This is a genomic window from Aster yellows witches'-broom phytoplasma AYWB (genome assembly GCF_000012225.1).
In the GTDB taxonomy this organism is placed as follows: domain Bacteria; phylum Bacillota_I; class Bacilli_A; order Acholeplasmatales; family Acholeplasmataceae; genus Phytoplasma.
Window position 1 is genome coordinate 475,345 of the sequence record NC_007716.1, and the last position, 12,599, is coordinate 487,943.

Sequence of the window (12,599 nt, forward strand, 5' to 3'; positions counted from 1 at the left end):
TTCCTTTCTTTTTTTAATTTTGGTTGGTTTTTTTAGTAAGTTCAGAAGTGGTTGCAGGTTCTTTTGGATATTTAAATAAAGTAGTTTCTAAAATTCCTGTTCCTGCAGGAATTAAGCCACCAATAATAACATTTTCTTTAAGTCCGTAAAGATGGTCAGTTTTCCCTTTGATGGCAGCATCGATTAGAATTTTGGTAGTTTCTTGAAAAGATGCAGCTGAAAGTAAAGAATCACTTCTTAAAGAAGAACGCGTAATTCCTAAAATAATAGGGCGTCCCACCGCTAAACGTTTTTTTTCTTCTAACATTTTTAAATTAGCTTTTTTAAATTTATTAATAGTAATTTCTGTGCCAGGTAAAAGATGAGTATCACCTTCATCAATAATTAAAATTTGTTTAAACATTTGGTGAATAATAATTTCGATATGTTTGTCGCTGATATAAACATTTTGGGCGCGATAAACTTTTTGTACTTCTTCTAAGATGTATTTTTGAACCTCTGTTGTTCCTGCCACTCTTAAAAGTTCTTTTAGATCAACCGAACCAGAAGTTAGTTTTTGACCAGGATAAACAATGTTGTTTTTGCTTACTAAAATATCAACATTAGGTTCCAAAATATAACGGTGTTCTGTGTCAGGGTCATTTTCTTCTGTAATTACAATTTCTGGATTTTGGGAACGGATTTTATCAATTTTTTTGATTTTTCCTTTTAATTCACTAATTAGCGCTTTTCCTTTAGGTTTGCGTACTTCAAATAATTCTTCGATCCTTGGAAGACCTTGAGTAATATCTGAGGCAGAAGCAACTCCACCAGTATGGAAAGTTCTCATAGTTAATTGAGTTCCTGGTTCACCGATGGATTGAGCAGCAATAACACCAACAGCTTCGCCAATTTCTACTAATTTGTTAGTAGCTAGATTTACGCCATAGTCTTTGGCACAAATACCATATTCACAATTACAAGTTAAAATACTTCTAATAGGAACTTTTTTAATTTTGGCAGTAATAATTTCTTGTGCTTTAGACTCGATAATTAATTCATTACGCGCTACAATAAGGGTGTTGGTTTTGGGGTGACAAATGTCGCAACTAGCAAAGCGTCCCATAATGCGTTTTTTGAGAGATACAATTTCTTTGCCATCACTCATCATAGCTTCCACAATAAACCCGCGGTCACTATTACAGTCTTCTTTAATAACGACAATATCTTGAGTTACGTCAACTAAACGACGTGTTAGATAACCTGACTCAGCTGTTTTGAGGGCAGTATCAGTTGAACCTTTACGGGCGCCGTGAGTAGAGATAAAAAACTCAGAAACTTTCAGACCTTCTCGGAAAGAAGCTTTAACAGGGACTTCAATAATTTCACCTTTAGGGTTATTCATTAATCCTCTCATCCCTGCTAATTGAGTAAAGTTAGAAACACTACCACGCGCTCCACTTTCGCTCATCATAAAAATGTGGTTGTCTTGTTTGAATTCTTTCATCAAACCTTCTTGAATTTCATCACGAATAGTTTTCCATTCGTTAATTACTAAACGACGACGTTCGGCATCTGTTAAAAAACCATCTTTATGCCAAGTCTCAATTTGAATATTGCGGGTTTCTACTTCTTGTAACAATTCTTGTTTATTGGAGTAAGTATTGATGTCTGCAAATGAAACTGTAATTCCTGCAATGGTGGAATACTTGAAACCTAAGTTTTTGATATGATCTAGCATTTTAGAAGTTTCTGTAATTTTCATTTGTTTGAAAAAACATGCAATAATCATAGATAGGAATTTTTTGTTGAAAGGTTTGGGGGTGGGAAGTTTTTTTAAGAATTGTTTGGGGTTGGTTCCTGGGGGTAAAAAATAAGCATCAGGGGTTTTAACATCCAAATTAAACTGGGTTGGTTCATTAATGTAGGGGAAGCTTGGAGGCAAAATGTCATTAAAAATTAATTTTCCTAAAGTAGTCATTAAATATTTTTGACGTTGTTCTTCGGTAAATGATAAATTAATTGTTTGTGGTTTGATAAAAATTCTTGTATGAAGATGGATTTCTTTATTTTGATAAGCAGTTTTGGCTTCGTTGATATCAGCAAAAAAGGTTCCTTCATTACGATGTTTGAATTGGTGTTCTGCAGTTCTTTGGGCAGAATCATAACTGTTTATAGTACGATCTTTTTTTTCTTCAATCGTTAAATAGTAATTCCCTAAAACCATATCTTGTGAAGGAGTTACTACTGGATTACCATTTTTAGGGTCTAAAATATTGTTCGAAACAAGCATCAATAAGCGTGCTTCAGCCTGCGCTTCTAAAGAAAGAGGAACATAAATTGCCATCTGGTCGCCATCGAAATCGGCATTAAAGGCAGGCGTAACTAAAGGATGTAAGCGAATGGCTTTGCCGTCAATTAATTTAGGATCAAAAGCTTGAATTCCTAAACGGTGTAGCGTTGGGGCGCGGTTTAAAAGAACTGGGTGTTCTTTGACTACTTCTTCTAAGGCGTTCCAAACCTCTTCATTCATTTTTTCATAAATGGTGTTAGCGTTTTTTTTATCGATACCTTTGGTTTCTTGTAATTTTTTCAAAATGAAAGGTTTGAACAAAATAATTGCCATTTCACGAGGCACGCCGCATTGGTGCATTTCTAAATCAGGACCTACAATAATTACGGAGCGTCCCGAATAATCAACTCTTTTGCCTAAAAGATTTTGACGGAAACGCCCTTGTTTGCCACGTAGCATTTCGGATAAAGATTTAAGTGGACGGTTTTTTTCGACATTGTTAACGTTTTTTTTGCTAGTTTTGGTATTATCAAACAAAGCATCAACTGCTTCTTGTAGCATTCTTTTTTCGTTTTTAATGATTAAACGAGGAGCTTTTTGGAGCATTTGTTTTTTTAAACGATTGTTGCGATTAAGGATACGGCGGTAAAGATCGTTAACTTCAGTAGTGGCAAAACGACCACCATCTAAAGGAACCATCGGTCTTAATCCTGGAGGCAATACAGGAATAACATCCATTACCATCCATTCAGGTTTGTTGTCTGATTGATGAAAAGATTCGATGATTTCTAGTCTTTTAATGATGCTTTCTCTTTTTTGTTTGGAATTTTCCGATAAAGATTTGCGAAGGACTTTGATAGTTTTTTCTAAGTTGAGATTTTCTAGTAATTTTTTAACCGCTTCGGCACCTGTTAAAGCTACAAAAGTGTTTCCAAATTCATAAAGAGCTTCACTGTATTGGGTTTCTGTAATAATTTCTTTAGGTTTGAATTCAGTTTTTCCAGGATCAATTACAACGTAAGAAACATAATAAACTATTTCTTCTAATTGTTTAGTTTTGATATTTAAAAGAATAGCTAAACGGCTGGGAGAAGAATTAAGGTACCAAGTGTGAACGATTGGAGTTTGTAATTCAATGTGCCCCATTCTTTCACGACGCACTTTGGTTTCGGTAAATTCAACTCCACATTTGTTACAAAATTGACTTTTGATACTGACTTGTTTTTTAGAACAAGCACATTGGAAATCAACTACTGGGCCAAAAATCTTTTGACAAAATAATCCTGATATCTCTGGTTTATAGGTCCGATAGTTAATTGTTTCGTAGCTGGTAACCTCACCATAAGACCACTGTCTGATTTCTTCAGGAGCAGCTAAACGGATTTTAAAATAATCATAATCTCTACTACCGTATTCTTTATCAGATGAAATAGAAGGAAAATGATTATATAACTTAAATAGGTCGTTTAGTTTTTGAAAAGCAAGGGGATTGGTTTCAAATGATTTTGTAAGGACAGCCATTTTAGTTTGCAAAAGATCTTGAAAATCTTCCATTCCTAGTTCAGTAAGGATGTTAATAACAGCCTCACTCAAATCTAGATTTTGTAAATTGCGAGGTAAGGCAAAGTTTTTGAGGATAGGCAAAACCTCTAAAAAAGCTTCTTGCAGTAAAAGCCTCAACTCTTCTAAAGTAAAAGTGTTAAAATCCTCCAAAGTATTGATTCCAGAAAGTTTTAATTTTTCTAAAACTGGAGACGAAAGATTTAAAGTTTCTACTGAAGTAAATAATCTATTATCACTCATCTTTTAATTATAACCTTCCTTTTTGTAATCAATTAAGGATTTATTAACTTCATTTTCTTTAGTATCGGTTTTAATTAATTCTACGTACAATCCTAAAGATTGCAATTCTTTAATAAAAACTCGAAAACTTTCAGGAATACTTGGTTTAGGTAGTTGAGTTCCTTGAACGATGGCGCTATAAGTTTTATTTCTACCTACAATATCATCGCTTTTGACTGTTAAAATTTCTTGTAAGGTGTGAGCAGCTCCATAAGCATAAAGTGCCCATACTTCCATTTCACCGAAGCGTTGTCCACCGTTTTGAACTTTTCCTCCCATAGGTTGTTGGGTAACTAAAGTGTATGGTCCTACGTTTCTGGCGTGGAGTTTGTCATCTACCATGTGAGATAATTTAACCATATACATAACTCCTACAGAAATACGACTGTCATAAGGTTCGCCGGTGCGTCCGTCATATAAAACCATTTTGCCATCAGGTTCTAAATTGGCTTCTTTCATGATTTCTTTAAGGTCGTAGTCATTAACGCCATCAAAAACAGGAGTTGCCACTTTGATGCCTAATTTTTTGGCAGCCATTCCTAAATGGATTTCTAAAATTTGTCCAATGTTCATCCTACTAGGAACCCCTAAAGGATTTAACATGATGTCAATTGGAGTTCCGTCTGCCATATAAGGAAGATCTTCTTTAGGTAAAATACGAGAAATTACACCTTTGTTCCCGTGACGTCCTGCCATTTTATCGCCTTCGTTGATTTTACGTTTTTTAGCGATGAAAACACGGATGTTTTCGTTGACACCAGCAGGAAGAACATCACCATTTTTTCTGGAGAAATAATGAACACTTTGGACGATGCCTCCTTCACCAAAAGGAACTCTTAAAGAAGAGTCTTTATATTCGCGGGCTTTTTCACCGATTACGATTTGAATTAATTTTTCAGAAGGAGAAGGCTCGATATTTCCTTGAGGAGTGATTTTACCTACTAAAATATCGCCTTCTTTAACTTCAGAACCAGGAATAATAATTCCTCTTTCGTCAAGGTTTTTAATAGCATCAGCGCCCACGTTAGGGACTTCTCTAGTGATTTCTTCTTGACCGCTACCTTTTTTTAATTCTCTAGTTTGGACTTCATATTTATCAATGTGGATGGAAGTGTAGACATCGTGTTTGACTAATTCTTCTGACATAATGATGGCATCTTCATAGTTATAACCTTCCCAAGTCATAAAAGCCACTGTAACATTTCTGCCAAGTGCTAATTCGCCTTGAGATGTAGAAGGTCCACTTACTAAAATATCGCCTTCATTGATATGTTCTCCCAAAACTACAATCGGTTTTTGCAACACTAAAGTATCTTGATTGGATTTGGCAAAGTTGATGAGGGTGTATTCAGCTTGGTATTCTTTATGGTTGTTTTCGTATAAAACCTTGGCTTGGGTATAGGTAAATTCTTGGGTGGTATCGTAAAGGGTTTTACCATTTAATGAAACAGTTTGGTTGGGTTTTTTGGTGATAATTATTTTTTGAGCATCAACATAAGTAACAAACCCTGATTCACGGGCAATAATTAAACAACCTGAGTCTTTGGCAGCGCGATATTCAACACCTGTTCCTACAATAGGCGATTCAGGAATTAATAAAGGGACTGCTTGACGTTGCATATTAGCTCCCATTAAAGCTCTGGAAGCATCGTTGTGTTCTAAAAAGGGAATCGAAGAAGTTGCAACAGAGACAATTTGTTTAGGGGAAACGTCAGCATATGTTATTTGGTTTCTTTCGAAAATGCCTGTTTCGCCGTTGCTACGAGCAATTATTTTTTTATCTTGAAAAGAATTATTGGCATCCAAAACAAACCCAGCTGAGGCAATAATTTCTTCTTTTTCTTGGTCAGCTGTTAAATAGTCTATGTCCCGCGAAAGGGTAGTTTTTCCGTCTTGTTGCAAAACCTTAAAAAAAGGAGTTTGGATAAAACCGTACTTATTGACTTTGGCATAAGTGGAAAGGGATGTTATAAGTCCAATGGAAGGTCCTTCGGGAGTTTCGATGGGACATAATCTGCCGTAGTGGGAATTGTGCACGTCGCGAACTTCAATGCCTGCGCGGTCACGATTAATTCCTCCGATACCTAGAGCTGATACCCTTCTTTTTTGCGTCAATTCTGCTAAAGGATTGATTTGATCCATGAATTGTGATAAACGTGAGTTTGTGAAAAAAGTTTTGATTACACTCATTAAAAAAGTAAAATTAACTAGGTCACCTGGACCGTTAACTTCACCGAATTTGCTAGTAGAAATCATATCTTTGATATTTTTTTCAGCTCTGGTAAGACCAATTCGAAATTGGTTTTTTAACAATTCTCCAATTAATCTTAAACGACGATTACCTAAATGATCGATATCATCAACAGTGCCTACGTTTTCATAAAGATTCAAATAATAATTAATGCTTGCAATAACATCTGATAAAGTAATGTGTTTTTTGGTTTCTCTTTGGTCGTTTCCAATAAGTTTGACTTTGTTATATAACTTGCCTGATTCGTCTTTTGAAGTATAGACTTCTAAAATTTCGTTAAAAACTCCTTGACGGTCTGCTTCTTTTTGATAAATATCTTTAGTTCCTAAGAAAAATTTAGATACTTTTTCGTCAAGAGTGTGAATATTGTGCCTTAAATGATTGATAATATCGTCGTTAACTAAAGTATCTTTAGCTACTAAAACTTCACCAGTACGAGAGTTGATGATGTTAGTTTTGGTGAATAATTCATTTTTTTGAGGATATTTTTTATATGCTAAAATCTCTTCATCAGTTTCGTTTTCTAAATTGTGTTTAGCATCAAAGATTTCTTGAAGCAAAAAATGACGATTTTGTTTCAGGATTGCAATTTTTTCTTTGGTTAAAAGTTCATCTTGTGCAATCATTATTTCTTGGTTTTCAGGATTGACAAAATCACAAGCTAAATAAGTGTTTTCAGCTCGAGTAAGAACGTCTAGTTTTTTGTTAAATTTATATCTTCCAACTTTAGCCAGGTCGTATTTTTTTTGATCAAAAAGTCTTGTTCTGATGAAATCTCTGGCAGTGTCGACAGGAACTTTTTCGCCTTGACGGATTTTAGAATACAACTCTACCAAGGCGTTATCTGAGTCCATATCAGTTTCTTTATCAAAAACAGAATCAAGAATAGCACTTTTACCAAAAACATTTTCGATTGCTTCTTTGCTGTCAAATCCTAGAGCATAAATAAAATTAGACAAAGGGATTTTTTTGGAACGATCTAGTTTGGCATACAAAATTTCTTTAGAACCTTCTTCGTATTCGATCCAAGCACCACGTGAAGGAATTACTTGTCCAGAATAAATGGTTCTATTGAGTTTGATGTCAAAATTGCCTGCAAAATAAACACTAGCGGAACGTACAATTTGAGAAACTACTACTCTTTCAGTACCATTGATGATAAAAGTGCCAGTAGAAGTCATTAGAGGCAATTCAGTAAGCAAAATATTGCTTTGTTTAGTTTCGCCAGTTAAAACATTTTCTAAAGTAGTTTTGACAAATAATTGGGCAACATAACTTATATCTTTAATTTTAGTTTCTTCAATGCTATATTTTGGAGGCGTTAAAAAATAATCATCAAAGTGAATTTTTAAATCCCCATTGTAACTTTCAATAGGACAAAAATCCTGCAATAATTCTTTAATACCGTGTTTTAAAAACCAATCAAAAGATTGGTTTTGAATTTCAATTAAATTGGGCAAATCAACATCATAAATTGTTTTAGAATAATTACGACGTTGTGCTTTTTTGCCATATTTGACATTATGATAACCCATCTTATGCTCCTATAAATTATTAATTGGTAGTTTATTTTGCCAAAATTTTTATTTTTAATTGTGTCTTTGCAATTTTTTTTGGGGTTGAGGTATAAAAATAAAAACAATGCAAGACTAAAAAACCTGAGAAAACTCAGGTTTTTATATTACTTACAAGATAATAATTTATTGAAGTTCAACAACAGCTCCAGCTTGTTCTAACTTGTTTTTAATATCTTCTGCTAAAACTTTAGAGACATTTTCTTTTACTTTGGAACCAGGAACTTTAACAAAATTAGCAGCATCTAGCAAACCTAATCCCGTTACTTCGCGTACTGTTTTGATAACAGCAAGTTTCTTTTTTTCATCAAAACTTTTCATAACTACTGTGAATTCGGTTTTTTCTTCTACTTCAGCTGCATTATTTGCTCCAGGAGCTGCAACTGCTAAAGCAGTTGGGTCAATTCCAAAATCTTCTTTTAAACCATCTAATAATTCTTTAATCTCTAATAAAGACATTTCTTTTAAAGCTGATACAAAAGCTTCTTTCGTTAACTTAGCCATGTCAATCTCCTTTGTTATAATCTTTTCACTCATAAATTATTTGTTTATTGTTCGGGGTTTTCTTGTTCTTTTGTTTTTGCTAACATATTTAGGCCAATTGCTAAATATTGCAAAGGCGCAAACATTGAAATAGCTAAAAGCGTTAACATTTGTTCTTTTGAAGGCAAAGTAGCTAAGGTGTTTATTTCTTGCAAGGAGACAATTTTTTGTTCCACGACGCCAGAAACTATTTTAACTGCTTTGGTTTTTTTAGCAAAATTATAAATTGTTTTGATTGGTTCTAATAATTCTTGAGGACTAATAATTAAAGCTTTTGTTCCTTTTAAAAAGTTAACTAAATCAGCTTGTTTGGCATTAGCAACAGCTCTTTGCATGATGTTTTTGGGATATACTTTTACTTCGCAAGTAGATTTTTTTAACTCACGACGCAGTTGCATAAAAGAGCTTACCGGCAAACTTGAATATTCAAAAATAATAACTGTTTTAGCAGTGCTAATTTTTTCTTGCAAAACAGCAACTGAATCTATTTTTTTGGCTAACTGAGGTTTTATCATGATTATGCCCTTTCCTTCCTTCAAAATTTTTATCTTGATTATTGTGAAATTGTAACAGGGTCAATTTTAATACCTGGTGCCATAGTTGTTGAAATAGTAACACTTTTAATGTAAGTGCCTTTCACTGTACGAGGTTTAACAGCCATCAATTGAAGATATAAAGTTTTTAAGTTTTCTAGTAATTTTGCCTCATCAAAAGAAACCTTACCTAATATGGTATGAATATTACCACTTTTGTCTAGGCGGTATTCAATTTTACCATTTTTAATTTCTTTGACTGCTTGTAAAACATCATTTGTTACAGTGCCTGTTTTAGGGTTAGGCATTAGCCCTTTGGGTCCTAAAAGACGCCCTAATTTACTTAATTGTGGCATCATTTCAGGAGTAGCAACTAAGACATCAAAATCAAACCAGTTTTTGGCAATTTTATCAATTAAATCTTGATCGCCTACGTAATCGGCTTGAGCCTCTTGTGCTTGTTTTGCTTGTTCTCCTTTAGCAAGAACTGCTACTTTTAAGACTTTACCAGTGCCATGTGGCAAAACCAAGGCTCCTCTTAAATTTTGATCAACTTTTTTAAGATCTAAATTTAGATGAAAAGCGCATTCTACCGTAGCATCAAATTTAGCAACTTGAGTTTGTTTAGCTAAGCTAATAGCTTCTTGAAGCGGATATGTTTTTTTAACATCAAAAATTCGTAATGATGTTAAATATTTTTTGCCTCGTTTCATTGCAGTAATTCCTTTCACAAAACAACTTGATATTTTTTAGAAATTTTTTTTAATTTGAAATTTGAATAATTGGGGGTAAAAAATTATTTTAATCTTTTACTAAAATTCCCATATTGCGAGCTGTGCCTTCAATGATTTTGCAAGCTTTTTCAACGCAATAAGCATTTAGATCTGAAAGCTTTAAATTAGCAATTTCTTCTACTTGTTTGTGTGTTATAGTAGCTACTTTAGTTTGGCTTGCATTGGCAGAACCAGATTCAATTTTAGCAGCTTTTTTTAAAAGATCGCTTGCTGGAGGAGTTTTAGTTACAAAAGTAAATGTTCTGTCCTCATAAACAGAAATGATAACAGGGATAACGAAACCCATTTGATCTTTAGTTGTTTCGTTAAATTGGGAACAAAAAGAAGGAATATTAACTTGGGCTTGTCCTAAAGCAGGTCCTACTGGAGGAGCCGGATTAGCTTTTCCTGCAGGAATTTGTAATTTTACCGTTTTAACAACTTTTTTAGCCATAAAAAACCTTTCTTTGGAACGAGGACTTTAAATAAAAAACTTAATAATTTGAGTCGTTTATTCTTTGTTTGCGTTTCATTAAATTTAGAATATTGTTGATATTGTCACATAAAAAAATATGATAAAAATTTTTAGACAACTTATTTTAACATAAATTTTAAATATTTGTTAAAAAAATGTTAGAAATTGTGAAAAAAGTTAAAATATTTCTTTGAAGTCGTTGAAAGAAATTTCTACTGGAGTTGCTCTACCAAACAAATCTACTTCCAATATCATTTTTTCACGGTCTGCATCAATACTTGATACTTGCCCTATTTGACCCACAAAAGAACCAGAAATGATTTCTACTTTTTTGCCGATGAATTTTTTATAATCGGGTTTGTTGATGATACCCATTTTTAATAAAACGGGATTGATTTCGTTTTCAGATAAAGGAACTGGTTTAGAACCCATCCCGCTTGAACCTAAAAAACCAGTAATTCTCGGAGTGTTTCTGACAACAAACCAAGATCGGTCAGTAATCATCATTTGAATAAAAACGTATCCAGGATACATTTTACGCTCTTTTTTAACCTTTTTTCCATCCAAACGAGTTTCATAATATTCTTCTTTAGGAGACAAAACATTAGATACTAAATCACCTATGCCAATGCTTTCGACTCTTCTTAACAAATCATCTTTTACAACGTTTTCATAACCTGAATAAGTTTGGGCAATATACCATTTAAGGTGGCATGTGTTTTGGAATTCTTTTTCTTGCGCTTGTGTCTCTTTTATTTGTTTTTCCGCTTTATTCATTTTATTTGCTCAACAAATTTTTGATTTCGACACAAAATTTGGTTAATTTGCCAATAACATAAGAATCTATGGTATGAACAAAAAGGATTAAGAACAATGTGAAAAAAATAACTTGTAATGTGTTAAACAAAATTTGTTTTAAGGAAGGCCAGATAATGTTACAAATTTGCAAAAATGCATCTTTGAAAAAAGAAAATGAACCTATCGCGAAAATAAAAAAACTCAAAAGAACTAAAGCACAAGGAAATGTCCAATGCATAGTTTCAAAATGTTTTGTTTGCCATAATTGTCCACAAAGAGCAAGAGACAAAATAGAAGTGATAATTAGTAAAATATTGAGCCAACTATATTCTCTTTTGATTACTTCTAATAACTGATTTTTTTTGTTTTCGCTTACTATTTTAATTCCCATAAAGTTAAAAAACTCCTTTACTTGGTTTCTTGATGCAAAGTGTGTTTGTCGCAATAAGAGCAATATTTTTTTAAAGTTAAACGTTTTGAGTTTTGATTTGCTCGTGGTTTGGTGTTGTAATTTCGGTTTAAACACAAAACACAAACTAAAATATTTTTTTTCAAAAAAATAGCTCCTTTTATGTTAGAAAGTTTAAAAAAATTAATTTAATTTTCAAAACATCTTTTTTTATTATATCATAAATCAGTGTTTTTATGAAAAAAATAAAATACAAAAATTGCTTTGTGCAAAAAATTATACCGCAAAAAGAAAATATTTGGAATATTGGATGAAAGATGTTAAGAAAACTAAAAGCAAACCCAAATTAGATTAATGATTAACTGCTTAAAAAAATAAGTTATTGATTGGTTTGCTTTTTGGAGAGGGGCTAAGGGTTAATTATCACCAAAAATAAAAGTGGAGTAGATCATTAGTGCAGCAGCAACACTTACATTTAAAGAATTGATTTTTCCATACATAGGAATTTTAACCAACAAATCACATTGCTTTTTTAATAAATGTCTAATGCCCGTTCCTTCGTTACCAACAATAATGCCCAAGGAACTGTTTTTAGGGATTTGGTGAAAGGATTGGGAAGAATTGCTATCGGTGCCAACGATTAAGACTTGATTTTTTTTCAGTTTTAAAATGGTTTGATGCAAATTGGTAACTAAAAAAACTTTAGTGTATTCCAAAGCACCACAAGAAATTTTGGCAACTGTAGAATTGAGTGGGACTTGATTTTTTTTACTCATAATAACACCATCCAAAGCACAAGCTTCAACAGTTCTTAAAATCGCTCCTAAGTTATGAGGGTCATTAATTGCGTCTAAAATTAAGAATTTTTGGAATTTAGTAGAATCTAGATAAGTGTCTAGATCGTAAAAAGTGTAATCACAAACATTGGCAGCGATTCCTTGATGGGTTTTTTGTTTGGTTAGATCATATAAAAACTTTTTGTCAACTAATTGATAAGCGATATTGTGCTTTTGCAAAAACATTATAAAAAGATGGTCTTTAATTTTTTCATCTAAATATAGTTGATAAATTTTTCTCTGAGCTTTAATTGCTTCTTTGATGGGGTTTTTTCCGTAAATAATCATATTAA

General features: G+C 32.9%; 10 protein-coding genes. All 10 read right to left on the reverse strand.

The annotated features are described in order from the left end of the window. Positions 1-13 precede the first annotated feature (13 nt). On the reverse strand, positions 14-4,075 hold the full coding sequence (gene rpoC / locus AYWB_RS02200) for a DNA-directed RNA polymerase subunit beta' (RefSeq protein ID WP_011412741.1): 4,062 nt from the start codon (positions 4,073-4,075) through the stop codon (positions 14-16). Between the two features lie 3 nt (positions 4,076-4,078). Beyond that, the gene (locus AYWB_RS02205; RefSeq protein WP_011412742.1) at positions 4,079-7,900 is read right to left on the reverse strand and encodes a DNA-directed RNA polymerase subunit beta; all 3,822 of its coding nucleotides are present in this window, start codon (positions 7,898-7,900) and stop codon (positions 4,079-4,081) included. 165 nt (positions 7,901-8,065) lie between these two features. Beyond that, the gene (rplL, locus tag AYWB_RS02210) at positions 8,066-8,443 is read right to left on the reverse strand and encodes a 50S ribosomal protein L7/L12 (protein ID WP_041639870.1); all 378 of its coding nucleotides are present in this window, start codon (positions 8,441-8,443) and stop codon (positions 8,066-8,068) included. Between the two features lie 44 nt (positions 8,444-8,487). Then, positions 8,488-8,997: a 50S ribosomal protein L10 gene (gene rplJ / locus AYWB_RS02215; protein ID WP_041639872.1), complete on the reverse strand. Its 510-nt coding sequence runs from the start codon at positions 8,995-8,997 to the stop codon at positions 8,488-8,490. 38 nt (positions 8,998-9,035) lie between these two features. Next, the gene (gene rplA / locus AYWB_RS02220; RefSeq protein WP_011412745.1) at positions 9,036-9,728 is read right to left on the reverse strand and encodes a 50S ribosomal protein L1; all 693 of its coding nucleotides are present in this window, start codon (positions 9,726-9,728) and stop codon (positions 9,036-9,038) included. Positions 9,729-9,816: 88 nt separating this feature from the next. Beyond that, the gene (rplK, locus tag AYWB_RS02225) at positions 9,817-10,242 is read right to left on the reverse strand and encodes a 50S ribosomal protein L11 (RefSeq protein WP_011412746.1); all 426 of its coding nucleotides are present in this window, start codon (positions 10,240-10,242) and stop codon (positions 9,817-9,819) included. Between the two features lie 198 nt (positions 10,243-10,440). Continuing rightward, a complete protein-coding gene (gene nusG, locus AYWB_RS02230) occupies positions 10,441-11,040 on the reverse strand; it encodes a transcription termination/antitermination protein NusG (RefSeq protein WP_011412747.1) in 600 nt (199 codons plus the stop codon). 1 nt (position 11,041) lies between these two features. After that, a complete protein-coding gene (gene secE, locus AYWB_RS02235; RefSeq protein ID WP_041639874.1) occupies positions 11,042-11,452 on the reverse strand; it encodes a preprotein translocase subunit SecE in 411 nt (136 codons plus the stop codon). Between the two features lie 17 nt (positions 11,453-11,469). Beyond that, positions 11,470-11,616 (reverse strand): 50S ribosomal protein L33, encoded by a 147-nt coding sequence (gene rpmG / locus AYWB_RS02240; RefSeq protein ID WP_041639877.1) that lies wholly within the window; start codon positions 11,614-11,616, stop codon positions 11,470-11,472. A gap of 270 nt (positions 11,617-11,886) precedes the next feature. Beyond that, entirely contained in the window at positions 11,887-12,594 is a 708-nt protein-coding gene (rlmB, locus tag AYWB_RS02245; RefSeq protein ID WP_011412749.1) for a 23S rRNA (guanosine(2251)-2'-O)-methyltransferase RlmB, read from the reverse strand. Positions 12,595-12,599: the final 5 nt, after the last annotated feature.